Raw genomic sequence first — 18,742 nt, forward strand, 5'->3', positions numbered from 1 at the left:
CGTTAAAAAATTTGACTTTGATAAAGAGTTTTAGCCTTAACTGAACCGTATTGGGATGCTCCCTTATTTTCTCTTTACCGAGAGGCTTAGATCCCCGACTTCTTGAAGAAGTCGGGGATCTTTTTGTTCATAGCTCATTTAGGTTAGTGGCTAAAAAAGCCACCTAGTTTTAGGTGACTGAATCTATGATCAAAATTTGACAAAAATTACTGAAATTTTAAACAGCGATTATTCATCAATACAACTGGGAATACCCAAAACGGCACAGGGGAAATTAGAACCTAGTGCTTCAATCATCGGATGATTGACAGAGTTGCAACCTAAAAATAGGATATCGGCAGATTCTAATGCAACAACTTTGTGAAGTTCTGTGGAAATGCAGCCAAACCGCAAATGAGATTTGAAAGAACCCTGCCATTCTTCAGCCAGACTTCGGGCTTGCCAGAGAATTCTATCTGCTTGTTGTAGGGGAGTTACCACAGTCTGCAATTTGGGTTGAGTTAATACCAGTGTGACAGACTTTGATACTTCACTAACCTGACATTCTAATGGCGGCTGTTGTTGTGGAAAGCTCAAGATATTTGGATACTGACTGCTTTGATTATCTTCTAGCACATAAACGGCTTGAACTGTAACTTGGGCATTAGTAGCTAAACGGGTTTGATGGGCAATCCAGAAAGCAATATCTAATGCCGTATGACTGTTAGGAGATGCGTTGTATGCAACAATTAAGTTAACTGCTTTTGAGCTTTGAGGTTTTTTAGAAAAAGGTTTTTTTGGTTCTGGCAGCAGTACCATTTGGTCAATTAAGTCATTTCGACCTGTGGCACTTTGCAGACGTGCTAACATTGGTTTGATTTGCACAGCTTTACTTCTCCCAATTAAATGAGTTAGCAATGAGAAGCTGGGGGACAAATTTTAGATTTTGGACTTCGGCTTACCTTGGCTCCGGCTCCATCGAGCGAAGTCGAGATGCTCGGCACAAGTCGCTCAGTCGAAGGATTTTGGATTTTAGATTGAGTGACGATAACCAAAATCTCAAATCTTAAATCGGTCAAGGAAACCCCAATAATAACTGTATTACAGCCAAAATCTTGGGGGTTCCTTCCATTGCCTACGGAGTTAGCTGACGGGCTAAGACTGGAAGGTGTCTCTCGTAAGATTAGCCCCAAACATTGGTTCCTCCGTTCCAAATCCAGCTTTCATGAATTTGAATTAGGCTACCCACTAAAAAAAATGATAATCTAATTTACTCGTCTTGGGCAAAATATCGGTCAAGGAAATTCAGGGCGTGGTTGCGGAGTTCAAAATATTCTTTTGAATTTCGCATGGCGGCGCGATCGCGTGGATGCTCAAAAGGAACTTCTAAAATCTCTCCTATACTAGCAGATGGGCCATTGGTCATCAAGACGATGCGATCGGACATATAAATCGCTTCATCTACATCGTGGGTAATCATCATCACTGCTTGACGATTATTTTCCCAAATATCCAATACCTGGCGCTGCAATTTACCGCGAGTTAGCGCATCTAATGCCCCAAAAGGTTCATCCATCAGCAACATTTTCGGACGAATTGCTAAAGCTCTGGCAATACCTACTCGTTGTTTCATCCCTCCAGAAATTTCATCAGGATATTTGTCAGCCGCCGCCGTCAAGTTTACCATTGCTAAGTGTTGATTGACAATGCTAATTTTCTCAGCCTTATTAGCATTTTTTAGCACTTCATCCACAGCTAAACGGATATTTTCTCGCGCTGTTAACCAAGGTAACAGCGAATAGTTTTGAAATACCATCATCCTTTCGGCTCCCGGCTGACGAATTTCTTTTCCATCTAGCCTGACTGAGCCGGAAGTAGCTTTTTCTAAACCAGCTACTATCTTTAGTAGGGTTGATTTCCCACAACCTGAGTGACCAATTACAGAAATATATTCATCTTCACCAATGGTGAGATTAACCCCATCTAAAACGACAAAGTTATCTTTATCAGGTGTCGGATAAGACTTGACTAAATTTTCAATTTCTAAAAATCCGGTGCGGGGCAGAACTTCGGTCTGGGTATTAATTGGTAATGAGGTATATTCCATCATCAAATGCTCCGCAAATAATTAAGGCATCAATCAATATTTGAACTTAGGATTTAAGACATGAAAAAGCGAGTCGGTGCGTTAGCCCTGATGGGAAAACTATTCAGATAGCCTACCGGATCGCTAGGGTCGAAGCCTTTCTTATCTATAAATACTTCTGGTGGTTCGACCTTGTAATCATCCTTAGGACATTGGATGCCCATTTCTGATGCTATCTGCCGATATAAATCTGTTCTCCACCCTTGTTCTGCTACTTTCTCGGCATTTTTGGGGAATTTATGAATTTGTCCCCAACGCGCTGCTTGTGTCATTAACCAGATACTTCTCGATCTCCATAAAAATGTTGAGTGTTCTCCTGGCTGTTGGGGAATGTTGTTAGGGATATCGAAGAAAATTGTGGTGTCAGCAGCTTTGATGGTGCGATCTTTGCCGTCAAAGCCGCCATAGTTGTAGTTACCGAGAATTCCCGGACTTGTAAACTTTGCAATTGGGGCATCTTTCTTTTTTGGTCTAGCACCTGTAAAAGAACGCTCTGTAAGCAGTTCGGCTACTTCTTGGCGATTTTCTACTTTGCTGCAATATTGACAAGCTTCAATCATTGCTTTGACTAGAGAACGATAGGTTTTGGGATATTTGTTGATGAAAGATTCCATCACTCCCAAGAGTCGATCTGGATGTCCCAACCAGACTTCTTTACCTTGGGCGAAGGTAAAGCCGATGTTTTCGTTACCTGTTATTGCTCGTGTATTCCAAGGTTCTGCAACCATGTAAGCTTGCATTGCACCAATCCGCACGTTTGTCACCATTTGGGGTGGCGGAACAATAATGATCCGAAACTCCTTAAGCGGATCAACACCTGCGGCGGCGGACACATAACGGACAAAGTATTCGTAAATGGCGGAACTGAGAACAACCGCCCAAACTTTGCCTTCTGGCGGCTGCTTGTCAAAGTAGCCTCGGAAATCGCGCCCAAAGGCTTCTAAAGCACCATCGCCATATTTTTCTTGATACTCATACCACGGACGTAGCCCAAAATCCCACATGGCTTTGTTCATGGTCATGGCATTACCGTGGCGGTGGATGGTCATGGCTGCACACAAGGGGGCGTGGCGTGCGCCTTCGGCACCAATTCTGGCGTTGGTGACGGCACCGGATACTACGGGTGAAGCATCTAGACGACCAAATATTAAACCGTCGCGGGAGGTGGCCCAACTAGCTTCGCGGTTGAGTGTGACGTTTAAACCGTATTTGCGGAAGAAGCCTTTTTTCCAGGCGATCGCAAATGGCGCACAATCATTAACGGGAACGTAACCAACGGTAATATCTGATTTTTCTAAATCTTGGGATCTAATTACTGGTTGTACAGCTAAGGCTTCTTCAGTTAGTCCTTTGGCGGATCGATCTCCTGAAATCGCACAAGAGGACAACGCTATGCCTGTTGTGGATGCTCCTATTCCTTTGATAAAATCTCGTCGAGTCCAGTTATTATCACCCATTTTTGTTGCTCCATTGGTGATTAATTACTCCTGCTTCCGGTGCAGAGTCTGATTAAATCTTGCTGTTTTGATAGCAGCCAAATTTTGTTAGTTGGAAGTTTTAGGGCGATGGGTGACTAATTCTTGGATTTTGCCCACGGCGTAATCTAGAATTAACCCAGTTAAGCCAATTACAAACACAGCTAAAAACACTGAACTCAGGTTTAAACGACTCCATTCATCCCAAACAAAAAAGCCGATACCAATACCGCCGGTGAGCATTTCTACGGCAACGATTACTAGCCAAGCTATGCCTAAACTAATTCGTAAACCTGTAAAAATATACGGTAAACTTGCAGGCCAAATGATTTTTGTAATTCGTCTCCAACGTGGCATTTCCAGCACTCGTGCCACATCTAAATAATCTTGGGGAACGCTAGAAACTCCTAATGCGGTATTAATAATTGTCGGCCATAAGGAGGTAATAAAAATCACAAAAATGGCGGAAGGTTCTGCTAAATTGAAAATTGCTAAGGCGATGGGTAGCCAAGCTAGGGGCGATACAGGTTTAAAAATTTGAATGATCGGATTGAGCGCTAGCATTGCCGATCTAGACATCCCAATGAGAAACCCCAGAGGAATCGCTACTACCGCCCCTAGTAAAAACCCCAGTAATACCCGGCGCAGACTTGCGATCAACAACCAACCAATTCCTAAATTGCCTGGGCCTCTTTGGTAGAAGGGATTTAAGATATAGTCTAGATTAGCAATGAGCGCTTCTGGTGGGGTGGGCATCAATTCATGGTTGGCAAGTGCAATAATCCACCACAACACAATTATTCCCAAGAAGCCCAATACAGGTAGAATGAAGACATCTCTAAGGATGACAGGTTTTGCCTTTTTCCAAGTGGCTTGCCCAGCGATCGCTGCGATCGCTGCTAAATTTAGTTGAAATATCATTTAAAACCTCAACAGATTTAAGTGCAGGTACAAAAAACTTGAGCAGTACCAGCCTTGGACAAGACTTAGCAATTCACTGTCAAAGTACAACTGTCCCAAAGCTGACCGCATCTTTATGTAAACATTCCCTTTGGGAAAAGCAGCCCAATTCGTGCTGTTTCTTCTGGTATTACCCATAGTTGCGTTGGATGGAGTGTCATAATTTTTGCCTCAACCTGCTACTTCTTTTCTGCCCACTCTCACGATCATTTCAATAACTGCACACTGTTCTCAAACTTAATTGACCATCTAGTTGTGGGTGTGACCCCTGACTAATTCCCCAAAACACCATAAATTTAGGGTATAAATTTAGGGTATTTAATTAAGGATACCGTATTTCTTGACGGCAGTTGCTACAAGTCTGGAAACCCGACGCCAGCCAGTAGCTTATGGGGGAAACCACCCTAGGTGCAACAAGAGTGGCGCCCCTTAAAAAGAGGGATTTTGATCCGGTTCCCCCCTTTTTCAGCTACGGTGTACACACATCTCTGTACAAAACCAAAATCGTCGTAGATCCCCCTAAATTCCCCGATAAATTGGGGGACTTTGATTCTAGTCCCTCCCTTTTTTAAGGGGAGCCAGCGCGGTCTTGGGGTCTCCCCAAGTAGAGCGACTGGCGTGGGTTAGGGGGGATCTAAAGCTGTGGGGCAACTTTAAAAGACTTGTGTGTACACCGTAGCCTTTTTAAAACATCCTCTTAGGTCGCTGTTAAAAAAGTGGCAGAGGGCAAAAAATATATTTTCTTCCTCCTGCCCTCTCCCTTTCTTCGGTAATTATTCTTTATTAATTATTTTTAATATTTTAATTATCTGCTTAACAGTCTTAACTGTCTACTTAAGTGTCTTAACAGTCTTAACTGTCTACTCAAGTGATTTAAATGCCCACTTAAATATTTACTTAACTGTCTTATCCGCTATTGCATTTTCTTCATAAAGCTGAGATTATTTGAAAGATAAGTTAAGCACGTTGGTTCTAAAAAAGCTAGCTTCTTTTTTAATCGAAAAATTAACTTTTGGTTATAACAAATAGATTAATACATTTATATCTATTGCATTTATTAATTACGAATTATCTTATTTGGAGATTAAAACCTCGTGACAAACCAGGTATATAGCCAATCAGTTCTGACATTTGATGGTCAAAATGATTACATAGATTTTGGCAAAAATGATTTTGCTGGTGTTTTTGCCCAGGGAAGTTCAGCCTTTACAATTTCAGGATGGGTGAATCCTCATAAACTAACAAATAAAGCCAGTACTTATGGCACGCGCAATGTTTTTTTCGCGCGTTCTTCAGATCGATATAGTGATAATTTTGAGTTCGGCATTAGTGAATCAGGGAGCCTAGATGTATACATTGATGAAACTGTTGAAAAGAAAATTAAAAGTTTTGGCAATGGAGAATTAACTGTCGGACAATGGCACTTCTTTGCCATTGTTTTTAATAAAGGTCAAGTGAGTATATATCTTGATGACCATGAGTATTTTGGTTATTTTACAGGTGACTCTTTAAACAAAGCAACTAGTTCTGTGACTCTGGGCGCGACTTTACACAACAACATATATTTCACAGGTCAATTAGCTAACATTAGCATCTGGAATTACCCCTGTCCCCCAGTGGAAATCCAGAGCCATCGCTATCAGCCTCTAGTGGGAAATGAACAAGGATTAGTCGCTTACTGGGCATTAAACGAAGGACAAGGAACAACTGTAAAAGACCAGACTGTAAATGGCCATGATGGAAACTTGCGTGGCAATCCTAATTGGGATTTAGCACAAATTCCATTTGGAATTACACAATCATCGAACGACAGTGAGAGACAAGATCGGGCAGCGAGTAGTTCTGAGAATGGAGATTCTACGGAAACTTTGGTGCTGGTGGAAGAGAGTCAGTTGATTCCAGAAGTTCTCCCCGTTGAAGTAATTGCTGTCAGTGAAGCCGAGTTGCAGCAAATATCTGTTGAGGTTCCCCCAATTGTAGAAACTGGCATCCCAACCCAGACGAAAACTGTGGTAGGAGTAGCGAGGGACGAGCGTCACCCAAAGACAAAAAAAGGGACAACAAGACAGAGCGAAAAAGCTGCGAACATTCAAACTACCCAACCAAAAGAGGAGAAATCTGAAACAGCCAAAATTAGCCAAAGTCAAGTTGCAGTCAATACCCAAGAGCAAACATTAACTCAGGAGCGATCGCAAAAAACTATGAATACTAAAGCCAATCCCAAATATAAAATACTTGCCATTGATGGAGGCGGTATTCGAGGCATTATCCCAGCCATGATATTAGCAGAAATTGAAAAGCGGACACAAAAGCAGATTTTTAGTTTGTTCGATTTAATTTCTGGCACTTCCAGTGGTGGAATTCTAGCACTCGGATTAACCAAACCCCGATTAAATTTAGACTTAGACGCAACTGATAGTTCGCCCGTCGCCCAATACAGCGCTGACAATCTCCTCCAAATATATCTTGAGTATGGGGCTGAGATATTTTACGAGCCATTCTGGGAACAAATACTTGGTCAACTAGAGGATATATTCGTCCAACCAAAATATTCTTCTGAAGGCAGAGAAGAAATTATCAGGCAATATTTTGGCGACACTCCTCTAGAAAATAATCTCAAAGAAGTTTTCGTAACTAGCTACGACATCGAGCAGCGAATTCCCATATTCTTTACTAACAAACTCGAAAAGCAACAGACAGAATCGAAAAGGTTTCGCAAGTTATGCTCAGGTTTTACCCTCACAGATGCGGCATTGGCAACTAGTGCAACTCCGACTTATTTTGCTCCCTATCGCGTTGGTAGCTCCCATAATACCAACGGCTTCTATACTTTAGTCGATGGCGGAGTAGTCGCTAATAATCCAGCTAATTTGGCTATTTTAGAAGCGCAAATTAGTAGGCAAGAAAACCAACAAGTTCTGAATATAGAGGATATCTTAGTAGTATCCTTGGGTGCCGGTTCCCTAACTAGTGTCTACCCTTATGAAGAAGTTAAAAAATGGGGGCTATTGCAATGGGCAAAACCTCTGTTAGATATTGTGCTTGACGGTGGCAGTGAAGTAGTAGCTGGACAATTAGAACGGTTGTTTGAGGCTAATAATAAAGGTAATAAAAGTTCTTATTATCGATTTCAAACATTCTTAAAAAGTGAACTCGAAACCATAGATAATGCCAAGCCAGAAAATGTCCGGCAGTTACAAGCTTTAGCTAACACACTGATTCAAGAAAAAAGTCAAGAAATCGATGAATTGTGTAGTATTTTATCAACCTAAATCTGAGAGGATGTTTGAAAAGTGTTTTGCGGTTACTTTAGGTACTTTTAGATCCCCCCTAACCCCCCTTAAAAAGGGGGGAACCGGAATCAAAGTCCCCCTTTTTAAGGGGGATTTAGGGGGATCTAAAACTTTTGATACCGACAATAAGACTTTTCAAATATCCTTTGAGCTTTTCTTAATCAGAACGGAGTGGAGCCAGTAATTTTCAATAGGTCGAAATGGGGTCTTTAAGTAAGGCATCTTATCGGATCGTCGCCATTCCTGGGGAAGGGATTGGGCTAGAAGTTGTGGAAGCTTCCTTAAAAATTCTGCAACACGTCGCTAAAATTGAAGGGTTTACTTTGCAGGTAGACTATGGCTGGCTTGGTCCAACTGCCTTTGAGCAACTGGGTAGTTATTTCCCTCAAGCCACCGTCGAACTGTGCGATGGAGCCGATGGAATTGTATTTGGTGCGGTTACTCAAGGCGGACTGCTAGAACTCCGAAAACACTTCGACTTTTTTTGCAATCTTCGTCCAATCCGTAGCTTTAAAAGTCTCCTGCATAAATCTAGCCTTCGACCAGAGAAAATTCAAGGACTCGATATTCTCATCGTTCGAGAACTAGTTAGTGGGATTTATTTTGGACCATCTGGACGATGCTCAGACGATCAAGGAGCTTATGGGTATCATACGATGCGCTATTACGATGAAGAGATTCGTCGAATTGCTCGCAAAGCCTTAGAGCAAGCCCAAGCCCGCCGGGGGTTACTCACCGTAGCCCACAAAGAAAACGCCTTGCCTCATTTGCCTTGGACTCGTTTAGTTCAAGAAGAAGCTACACAGTTTTCTGGGGTTGTGGTTGAAGCCATACTCGTAGATAACTTAGCTATGCTTATGGTTCTCAATCCCCAGAGGTTTGATGTAATTTTGGCGGGGAATCTATTTGGAGATATTCTGAGCGATATTGGCGGTGCATTAGTTGGCTCAATTGGCTTGTTAGGATCAGCGAGTCTTAATGCTAATGGATTTGGGCTGTACGAAGGGATTCACGGTACAGCCCCAGACATTGCAGGTTTAGGAATTGCTAATCCTCTTGGCACCCTTGGAGCCTGTATTTTAATGCTTCAACAATGGGGAGAAATACAGGCTGCCCAACGGATGATTGGAGCGCAAGACCGAATTTTAGCTCAGGGATACCGAACAGCTGATTTGTTTACCGAAGGAGAAGAAATTTTAGTTAACACTGCAACCTTAGTTGACCTTTTCCTTGAAGAACTTTCAGTTGTGGAATATTGTCAATTAGGAGTGCTTCATGAGTCACAGAAATAACATTTTGCATCTGGGAGATGATATCAATACCGATGATATTATTCCGGCAAATCGGGCGACAAGAGATGACCCTGATAACTTAAAACACTATGCTTTAGAACATATTATTGGTGCAGGTGAACTGTTAAAATACAATGTGATTGAAGCAGGAGAAAATTTCGGCTGTGGTTCCAGTCGAGAAATTGCCCCCATTGCCCTCCAAGCGGCTGGAATTGAAAAGATTCGGGCGCGATCGTTTGCGGAGATTTTTTATCGTAATAGCATCAATATTGGACTGTCCCTAGAAATTTTGGGGGAAAAACAGGAGAATCCTGTAGTTGATGCGATCGCAGCCGCCGGTGGGCTAATGTCTTTTAATCAGCTGCGTCGTCAGGGACAGATTACCATTCCTCCCAGCCTGACCCCAACCCGACCGATGACTTTAGTCGAAAAACTCTTGGCCAAAGCCTCCGGCAATTCCTACGTCCAGCCGGGAGAAGTGGTTTTTGCCCAGGTCGATTTAGCATTATCACATGATGCTGTGGCCGCGCCTGTGGCGAAGACATTTTATCAAGAGTATGGAGAAGGTGCAAAGTTATGGGACTCTCAAAAGCTGGTTTTAGTAGCAGATCACTTTATCCAAGTCAACGACATCCGTGCTGATGACAAAGCTCATGTCATGTATGAACAGATGGTTGAGTTTGCTAAAGTTCAAGGATGCCACTTATTTGATGTGGTTTCCCCAGGGGAAGCAGCAGGCATCTGTCACGTTTTACTCCCAGAAAAAGGCTTTATCCGACCAGGAATGGTGATTGCTGGTACAGATTCCCATACCTGCACCTACGGGGCATTGGGAGCCTTTTCCACGGGGGTAGGAACCACCGATATGGCTAATATTTATGCTACTGGAGATATGTGGATTCGTGTTCCTCCAACTCTAGTATTTGAGTTGTCTGGAACCTTGCCAGCTAAAATCAGTGCCAAAGATATTATCCTATTTATCCTGGGAAAAATCGGCTGTGCTGGTGCTAGCAGTAAGGTAATGGAGTTTAGAGGGTCAATCCTTGCACAACTGCCCTTTGATGAACGGTTGACTTTAGCCAATATGTCTGTAGAGTGTGGTGCAATCTGTGGCTTGATTGTTCCTGATGAAGTGACCCGTGACTATTTAAAAAACCGAGTTTCCCAAGAATTTGCAGAGATATTCGGCGATGCTGATGCTGAGTACGAAATGATTTATCAATTTGACCTCAGTGATTTAGAAGCGCAAGTCGCACGTCCCCCGAAACCGGATCAAGTAGTTGCCATTAGTCAATTAGAAGACATTCCAATTACTAAAGCTTTTATTGGCTCTTGTACTGGGGGTAAACTCTACGACTTGGCTCAGGCAGCCGAAGTTTTGCACGGTCGCCACCTGGCAGACGGTGTAAACTTATTTATTGTACCTGCAACTATTGAAATCCGAGAACAAGCCCAAGAGTTAGGCTATCTCGACATTTTTGAACAAGCAGGGGCACAGATTCTCAAGACAGGTTGTGGGGCTTGTATCAATTCTGGACTTGGGGTTTTGGCAAAAGAAGAAACAGGGATTTATGCAACCAATCGCAATTTTAAAGGACGCAGTGGCGATCCAACGGGCAAAAATTATTTGGCCTCACCAAGAACAGTGGCTATATCTGCTGTAAATGGAAAAATTAGCGATCGCTTTGATTGAATTGAGCATTGGGGATTGGAACCCCAACCAAATCTAATTATCATATCGGGGTAAATAGATATCGAACTCAAAAAATATTAACCCAATCTGAGCGCGAATGACTCTTATTTAGTTTAGTCTAGTTTTGAGATCGGTTTCTTTATTTACAAAGACTCCATTCTCGTACCTTTAGTAATGTTTTAACCAACAAAGGATTTTAGGTAATTCAAATGGACGAAATCGTTAAGAAACTTGCTGGTCTAGGTCTTCCTGGCGTAATTCTCGTGATTCTAACAGTCATGTCAGGGGGAAGTTCCGCCGCCGTTGCAGCTGCTATCACAGCTTTAGGAGGGCCATTTGGCATCGTCGGAGGTATAGCAATACTTGGTCTAATAACGGTTGTTGGGGATACTGTAGCCGGATACGGAATTGAAGCTGTTCTCAAGGCCATTTATACGGAACGTAGTAAAACCGAATCGGTAAGATTCCTCCTCAAAGAAATTAAAGATTTACCCATTTCAGAGGAGCTAAAACTAAAACTGAAAAATGAACTTAGCCCAGAAATCAATATTGATGCGGAAGAGGTTCAGCCGCCAAAAATAATTGAAATTGTCGAAGAATAGTTTCAATTTTACTGAGTTGAAGTTCCAGGCAAAATACGACATAAATTAAGCGCGATCGCGCTTAATTTATGTCAAATCATCAAATGGCCTCTGAGTCCGGTTTCACCGGATTAACCCCTCAAAGGCCATCATTAGAATGGCACTAAGAAAACCCCAAAAGCTCGTGTCCCCTCGTTCCCAGCCTCCAGGCTGGGAATGTATTCTGAATGGGCTACTGCCTCTGGTCAAGTCACTGGAGGCGGCAGCCCTCCCAGAATGGGTTCCCAGCCTCTAGGCTGGGAAGCAGTGAGGACAAGCGTTGTATCTTAACTTAGTGCCATTTGTCCATCATTCCCAATCATCCATTCTAGAGTACGGGCAGTTCTCCTCTTCCCTTCTGCTCTCTGCAAGAATTGCCTTCATTGATCAAATTACTTTATAAAATCTTTATTCCTTAACTACTAATAACTTTATTGATGAAAAAAACCATTATCACTAACTCTACTCAGTCTCTTGATGATTCTTCTGTTTTAACTGAGCAGGAGCTACATCAAATATTATTTGAATGGAATGATACAAGGGCAGATTATCCTCAGCATCTATGTATACATCAGTTATTTGAAGCACAAGTAGAAAAAACTCCAGACAGTATTGCTGTTGTCTTCAAGGAAGAACAATTAACTTACCAAGAGTTGAACTACCGAGCCAACCAAATAGCACATTATCTACAAAGCTTAGGTGTAAAACCAGAGGTGCTGGTAGGAATTTGCGTTGAGCGTTCGTCGGAGGCATCGCTAGAGATGATCGTAGGACTGCTGGGAATTCTGAAAGCTGGTGGCGCTTATGTACCGCTAGACCCAGCCTATCCCAAAGAGCGTCTCAACTTCATGCTGTCAGATTCACAAGTGCCGGTGCTGTTGACACAGCAAAAGTTCGTTGAAGGGTTTGCTGCAAGCGGGGCGAAGTTGGTTTGTCTGGATAGTGACTGGGAATCAGTTAACCAACACAGCCAAGAGAATTCTACTAGCAACGTCACGGCTGAAAATCTGGCTTACGTTATCTACACCTCCGGTTCTACAGGAACACCAAAAGGGGTTGCCATACCACATCGGGCTGTCAATCGGCTAGTATGCAACAGCAACTACATCAAGTTTGCGTCGAGCGATTGCGTTGCTCAAACTTCAAATACTTCATTTGATGCAGCTACTTTCGAGATATGGGGATCTCTCTTGCACGGGGCTAGGCTGGTGATAATTCCTCAAAATGTTGTGCTTTCGCCCCAGTATTTCGCAGCGTACATCTGCGAGCAAAAGATTAGTGTATTATTTTTGACACCAGCCTTATTTAATCAGTTAGCCAGCATTGTCCCTGAAGCATTTAAAGACTTGCATCACTTACTAATTGGAGGCGATGTTCTTGATGTCAAGTCTGTTAAAGCAGTTTTTAAGAATGGTTCGCCACGGCGATTGCTGAATGCTTATGGCCCCACTGAGAGTACAACATTTGCTTGTTGGTATCTAGTCCAGGATATTCCCGAAGGGGCTACAAACATACCCATTGGTCGCCCGCTTTCCAATACACAAATCTATATACTGGACTCCCAACTTCAACCTGTTCCCATTGGTACTGCTGGTGAATTATATATTGGCGGCGACGGTCTAGCACGAGGCTACTTAAACCGTCCAGAATTAACTGAGTCAAAATTTATCCCTAATCCCTTTGAGGAAGGGGGCACGAAGCTGTACAAAACTGGTGACTTAGCCCATTATCTACCTGACGGCAACATTGAGTTTATTGGGCGAGTCGATCATCAGGTGAAGATTCGGGGCTTCCGCATTGAATTAGGAGAAATTGAGGCGCTTTTAAGTCAACATTCAGATGTCCGGGAGGCAGTGGTGATTGCCCGTGAAGATATCCCCGGCGATCAGCGCCTTGTGGCTTATATTGTCCCTAACCAAAATGATGCAAGTGCCACTACTTTAAAACACTTCCTTGAAGAAAAATTGCCCCACTACATGGTGCCAGCAGCATTTGTATTTCTCGACTCGCTGCCACTCACTCCTAATGGTAAAGTGGATCGTCGGCATCTTCCAGCTTGCGATCGCACCCGCCCCGATCTCCAAGAAACCTTTGTCGCACCTTGTAACCCAACTGAAGAGACTTTAGCAGTTATCTGGACTGAGTTACTGGCACTTGAGCAAATTGGAGTCAATGATAATTTTTTCTATCTAGGTGGTCATTCCCTCATCGCCACTCAGATCCTTTCTCGTGTACGCGAAGTTTTTCAAGTCGAGTTGTCCTTTCACCACATCTTTGAAAAACCTACCATAGCTGGTTTAGCTGAACTAATCCAACAGCACAGCCGCCTAAAACAGAATTTGCCGGTTAACTCCATCCAAAAAATTCTGCGTGAAGGACTCTTGCCAGTTTCCTTTGCTCAAGAGCGAGTGTACTTCATCCAACAATTGGCTCCTGAAAGTAGTGCCTACCAATTCCAGGCAACTATGAGATTTAAAGGTCAACTCAATGTGGCGATATTACAACAGTCCCTCAACGAAATTGTGCTACGTCATGAAATCTTTCGCACGACTTATCCGGCGGTGAATGGACGGCTATTTCAGGTAATCCACCCAGCCCAACCAATCAGCTTCAGAGTAGTTGACCTCCAGACACTCCCTAAATCTGAGCGGGAAGTAGAGGTGCAGCAACTAATTGAGGCAGAAGTGCAAAAGCCCTTTGATCTGAATCAATTACCTTTGGTTAGATGGGTTTTGTTCAGGTTGAGCGACCAAGAAAATTTGTTGATCCACGTTGAGCATCACATAACTCATGATGGTTGGTCATTCAATCTATTCCTGGGTGAACTGTTGCAACTTTATCAAGCATTCTCACTCGGAGATCCTTCCCCGCTTAGTCAACCACTGCTTCAGTTGGTGGATTTTGCCCATTGGCAGCGACAGTGGGTTAAAAGCCAGGAAGCCCAGCGACAATTAGCCTATTGGCAGCAGAAGTTATCTGGTAGTTCACCGTTGTTGGAATTACCCAGCGTTCGCCCACGACCGACAGAGCAAACTTACAATGGCGATCAAATTAGGGTGGAACTTCCCATCCACTTGTGCGAATCTCTGCGAGTTCTGAGTCGTCAAGAGGGTGTCACCTTATTTATGACGATGCTGGGAGCAATGCTAGTAATATTACACCGATATACTGGGCAGGATGACTTGAGCGTAGGCACTGCTGTTGCTAATCGGCGGATGCACGAAGTAGAAAAGTTAATTGGCATGATTGTCAATAACTTGGTTCTACGCACTGATTTATCTGGCAATCCCACATTTAGAGAATTACTTGGCCGTGTGCGCCAAGTGACTTTGGAAGCATACACCAACGAAGATTTACCCTTCGATCAGGTGGTGGAGGTTCTCAAACCAATACGGAATTTGAGTTACAATCCCCTATTTCAAGTGATGTTTAGCTTCCATGATTCTCCCATGCCAGACTTGAGTCTGTCAGGTTTGGATATCAGCTTGCGTGAACCGATCAGTAATAAATCAGCAAAGTTTGATTTAGATTTCCTGGTTATCCCACGTTCTGAGCAACGTGTGCAGAACGGTTGTAAAACGGGAGCGAAGGGAATCACCCTAGTCTTAGAATACAACAGCGATCTCTTCGATGTTGCCACAATTCAAGGAATGCTAGAGCAGTATCAAACTGTACTAGAGGGGATTGTTGCTAACCCACAGCAGCGAGTTTCGGAATTACCACTGCTAACGCAGACTCAGCAGCAATTATTGCTGGAGTGGAATCAGACTCAGAAAGAGTATCTAAATAAAGAGTGTATCCAGAAGTTATTTGCAGATCAGGTGGACTTAACTCCCGATGCTGTAGCTGTTCAGCAAGAAGGTCAACAGCTAACTTACCGCGAATTGAGCGATCGCGCCAATCAACTTGCACATTATTTGCAAAGTTTGGGAGTCAAACCAGAAACCCTAGTTGGTATCTGCATTGACCGTTCCTTAGAGATGATTGTCGCCTTACTCGGCATTCTCAAAGCCGGGGGTGCATACATTCCCCTTGACCCTACCTATCCTCAAGAGCGGTTGGCTGATATTCTCGAAGATACCCAACTGAGCATTTTGCTGACTCAAGAAAGATTCCAATCTAAAGTACCAGATTATGTTGGAAAAACAATCTGTTTAGATCGAGACTGGTTACAAATTGCTCAACACAGTCCAGCCAACCCGATTAGCGAAGTTCAGCCCCATAACCTCGCCTACATTATTTACACCTCTGGTTCCACGGGTAAACCCAAAGGGGTGATGATTGAAGTGCGATCGCTGATCAATTTTATCATCACCGCCACCCACGAATATGGAATTAAGGCTGGCGACAAGATTCTGCAATTTGCATCTATCTGTTTTGATACATCTGTTGAAGAAATCTTACCTTGTCTTTCAGTCGGTGCAACATTAGTGTTACGAACCGAAGAAATGTTGCACTCCAGCGATGAATTTTGGCGGTGTTGCCGAGAATGGCAGTTAACTGTTTTGGATCTTCCCACAGCCTACTGGCATCACTTAGTTGCCGAACTTAGCCCTGAAGACTCCCGAATTCCCAAAAGTCTGAGAATGGTGATTATTGGCGGCGAAGAAGCTCAACTTGAAAAAGTGAAGCGCTGGCACACTAGTATGGCTCATCTCTCCCATCCACCCCAATTAATTAATAGTTACGGGCCAACGGAAGCAACGGTTATAACCACCTTACACCGCTTAACCCCAGCAGCCAACTCTGTGGCGATCGGACGACCAATAAGCAATGCTCAGGTTTATATTCTGGATCAATATCTGCAACCAGTGCCTATAGGAGTTCCCGCAGAACTGCACATTGGCGGAGCCGGATTAGCTAGAGGGTATTGGCAACGTCCAGAGTTAACCGAGTCAAAATTCATCTCCAATCCCTTTGAGGATAGCGCAGCGTTAGCGAGTCCGCGTTCCCATAGCGTCTCACAGAGAGCGTCGGCAGGAGGCGGGAGACTGTACAAAACTGGCGACTTAGGCCGTTATCTACTTGATGGCAACATTGAGTTGATGGGGCGAATCGATAATCAGGTGAAGATTCGGGGCTTCCGCATCGAGTTGGGAGAAATCGAGATGGTCTTGAGTCAACATCCGCAGGTTTTGCAAGCTGTCGTTATTGCTTGTGAAGATATTCCCGGACAAAAACGGCTAGTGGCTTATGTTGTACCTAAAGAGTCACAACCAAGCATTGATGAATTGCGGCATTTTCTCAAGCAAAAGCTGCCTAATTATATGCTTCCCTCGGCTTTTGTACTGCTGAAAGCACTACCAATGACTCCGAACCAGAAGGTAGATTATCGCGCCCTCCCAGCCACCCAATTCTTCCGCAGTGTAGAAGATAACTTTGTTGCACCGCAAACCCCTACAGAAGAGAGATTAGCGGCGATTTGGTCGGAAATCTTAAAATTAAAACAAGTCGGCATCCACGATAACTTCTTTGAATTGGGCGGCGACTCCATCCTCAGCATTCAGGTAATTTCCAGAGCCAATCAAGCGGGTATCCAAATTGCCCCTAAACAGCTATTTCAATACCAAACCATTGCTGAATTAGCTGCCGTGGCTGGCATCACTCGCCAAGTTACAGCCGAACAAGGGTTAGTGACTGGCAAGGTGGTGCTGACACCCATCCAACAGTGGTTTTTTGAGCAGAATTTGTCCGAACCTGATTACTTTAACCAGTCAGTAATGCTAGAAGTACCGCCAGACTTGCAACCAGAGCGATTACAGCAAGTTGTACAAGAATTGTTACTCCATCATGATGCTTTGCGATCGCGCTTTGCACATCTCCCAAAGGGAGAATCGCAGATTAACGCTCTAGAAAACCTCTCTCCAAACCTCTCCCCTTCAAGGGGAGAGGCTTTGAATTCTCCCCCTTCCCTTGTAGGGAAGGAGGCTGGGGGGTTAGGTTTTCCACACGACATGAAAAGTCAGATCCAGGAACCTGTACCATTTAGCATTATTGATTTGTCGCACCTATCGGCAGAAGAACAACAAACAGCAATAAAAGCGGTGGATGCTGAACTTCAGGCTAGTTTAAATCTGTCTACTGGAGCGATGGCTACGCCCAACCCAGGCATCGCACGAGTAGCACTGTTTCAATTAGGCAATAATCAACCTGGTCGGTTACTGTTCATCATCCATCACTTAGCAGTAGATGGCATTTCGTGGCGGATTTTGCTTGAAGATTTGGCTACTGGTTATCAGCAAATCAGCCGTGGCGAAGCTATTAAATTACCACCTAAGACAACTTCTTGGCAATATTGGGGCGATCGCCTGACAGAATACGCCCAATCATCAGATGAGTTGAATTACTGGCTAAGTGAGTCTAATTTGAAAGTTACCGCCTTACCAGTAGATGATCCTTCAGGTCAAGAAAATAACACTATAGCCTCAACAGATTCTGTCTCACTTTCTTTAACTGAAGAACATACCCGCGCCCTCTTGCAGGATGTACCCTCGGTCTACAACACTCAAATTAACGATGTGCTGTTGACTGCTTTAGTGCAAAGCTTTGCCCAATGGACGGGAGAACGTTCCCTACTCATTGATTTAGAGGGACATGGACGGGAAGACTTATTTGAAGATGTGGATTTGTCGCGGACTGTGGGCTGGTTTACCACCTTATTCCCCGTTCATTTACAGCTAGAAGTAGAAGAGGTTGCTCATCCAGGAGAGGTTTTAAAGTTAATTAAAGAACAACTGCGGCGCATCCCCAACCGGGGCATCGGCTATGGACTATTGCGATATTTGCACCAGGATCACACAATCCGCACGAAACTACAAGCGCTACCCCAAGCGGAAGTAAGTTTTAACTACCTTGGTCAGTTCGATCAGGTGCTTCAGGCATCTGCTGTGTTGGGTTTGGCTGAAGAATTTAAAGCTGAACAGAGTTTACTGAATAGACGCAGCCACCTATTAGGGGTAAGCGGATTCATTCATGCCGAAAGGCTGGAAATGACTTGGACTTACAGCGAGAAAGTTCATAAACGAGACACCATTGAGGGTTTAGCCTTTGGGTTTATGGAGGCATTGCGATCGCTCATTACCCACTGTCAATCCCCTGATGCTGGAGGTCATACACCCTCAGACTTCTCAGCAGCCAGACTCAGCCAAAAACAGCTTGACAAATTCCTAGCCAAAATCAAAACGAAGTAGTCATTGGTCATTGGTTATTCTCTTTGTCTCCCCAATCCCCAATCCCCAATACTTCGGCTTACCTCGGCTTCGCCCTTCTCCTATCGGAGACGCT

General features: G+C 43.8%; 9 protein-coding genes and 1 riboswitch. Of the genes, 5 read left to right on the forward strand and 4 right to left on the reverse strand.

Annotation, left to right across the window (positions count from 1 at the left end; genetic code table 11):
- Positions 1 to 228: 228 nt before the first annotated feature.
- The 4 genes from V7K50_RS16200 to ntrB form a co-directional block, all read right to left on the reverse strand.
- Positions 229 to 849, reverse strand: a complete 621-nt coding sequence (locus V7K50_RS16200; RefSeq protein WP_334962015.1) for a universal stress protein — start codon at positions 847 to 849, stop codon at positions 229 to 231.
- Positions 850 to 1,096: 247 nt separating this feature from the next.
- A riboswitch (cyclic di-AMP (ydaO/yuaA leader) is annotated at positions 1,097 to 1,232 on the reverse strand.
- Positions 1,233 to 1,249: 17 nt separating this feature from the next.
- Entirely contained in the window at positions 1,250 to 2,086 is an 837-nt protein-coding gene (locus tag V7K50_RS16205; protein WP_334962017.1) for an ABC transporter ATP-binding protein, read from the reverse strand.
- A gap of 53 nt (positions 2,087 to 2,139) precedes the next feature.
- Positions 2,140 to 3,582, reverse strand: a complete 1,443-nt coding sequence (locus V7K50_RS16210; RefSeq protein WP_334961672.1) for an ABC transporter substrate-binding protein — start codon at positions 3,580 to 3,582, stop codon at positions 2,140 to 2,142.
- A gap of 87 nt (positions 3,583 to 3,669) precedes the next feature.
- The gene (ntrB, locus tag V7K50_RS16215; protein ID WP_334961674.1) at positions 3,670 to 4,521 is read right to left on the reverse strand and encodes a nitrate ABC transporter permease; all 852 of its coding nucleotides are present in this window, start codon (positions 4,519 to 4,521) and stop codon (positions 3,670 to 3,672) included.
- A gap of 1,133 nt (positions 4,522 to 5,654) precedes the next feature.
- Between ntrB and V7K50_RS16220 the strand changes: the two genes are divergently transcribed.
- The 5 genes from V7K50_RS16220 (at position 5,655) to V7K50_RS16240 (ending at position 18,648) form a co-directional block, all read left to right on the forward strand.
- Positions 5,655 to 7,832 carry a patatin-like phospholipase family protein gene (locus V7K50_RS16220; protein WP_334961676.1) on the forward strand — a complete coding sequence of 726 codons (2,178 nt, stop codon included), beginning with the start codon at positions 5,655 to 5,657 and terminating at the stop codon, positions 7,830 to 7,832.
- A gap of 221 nt (positions 7,833 to 8,053) precedes the next feature.
- Entirely contained in the window at positions 8,054 to 9,145 is a 1,092-nt protein-coding gene (locus V7K50_RS16225) for an isocitrate/isopropylmalate dehydrogenase family protein (protein WP_334961678.1), read from the forward strand.
- Entirely contained in the window at positions 9,129 to 10,838 is a 1,710-nt protein-coding gene (locus V7K50_RS16230; protein WP_334961680.1) for an aconitase/3-isopropylmalate dehydratase large subunit family protein, read from the forward strand. Before V7K50_RS16225 ends, V7K50_RS16230 begins: the two co-directional genes overlap by 17 nt.
- Before the next feature lie 209 nt (positions 10,839 to 11,047).
- Positions 11,048 to 11,440 carry a hypothetical protein gene (locus tag V7K50_RS16235; protein WP_334961682.1) on the forward strand — a complete coding sequence of 131 codons (393 nt, stop codon included), beginning with the start codon at positions 11,048 to 11,050 and terminating at the stop codon, positions 11,438 to 11,440.
- A gap of 452 nt (positions 11,441 to 11,892) precedes the next feature.
- The gene (locus V7K50_RS16240) at positions 11,893 to 18,648 is read left to right on the forward strand and encodes an amino acid adenylation domain-containing protein (protein WP_442944609.1); all 6,756 of its coding nucleotides are present in this window, start codon (positions 11,893 to 11,895) and stop codon (positions 18,646 to 18,648) included.
- Positions 18,649 to 18,742: the final 94 nt, after the last annotated feature.

This window comes from Nostoc sp., from assembly GCF_036917135.1.
Taxonomy (GTDB): domain Bacteria; phylum Cyanobacteriota; class Cyanobacteriia; order Cyanobacteriales; family Nostocaceae; genus Nostoc.

Excerpts from the sequence above, each read along its gene's own strand:
- V7K50_RS16230 (WP_334961680.1), top strand. The coding sequence starts at position 9,129 with ATGAGTCACAGAAATAACATTTTGCATCTGGGAGATGATATCAATACC.
- ntrB (WP_334961674.1), bottom strand. The coding sequence starts at position 4,521 with ATGATATTTCAACTAAATTTAGCAGCGATCGCAGCGATCGCTGGGCAA.
- V7K50_RS16235 (WP_334961682.1), top strand. The coding sequence starts at position 11,048 with ATGGACGAAATCGTTAAGAAACTTGCTGGTCTAGGTCTTCCTGGCGTA.
- V7K50_RS16210 (WP_334961672.1), bottom strand. The coding sequence starts at position 3,582 with ATGGGTGATAATAACTGGACTCGACGAGATTTTATCAAAGGAATAGGA.
- V7K50_RS16225 (WP_334961678.1), top strand. The coding sequence starts at position 8,054 with ATGGGGTCTTTAAGTAAGGCATCTTATCGGATCGTCGCCATTCCTGGG.
- V7K50_RS16205 (WP_334962017.1), bottom strand. The coding sequence starts at position 2,086 with ATGGAATATACCTCATTACCAATTAATACCCAGACCGAAGTTCTGCCC.
- V7K50_RS16200 (WP_334962015.1), bottom strand. The coding sequence starts at position 849 with ATGTTAGCACGTCTGCAAAGTGCCACAGGTCGAAATGACTTAATTGAC.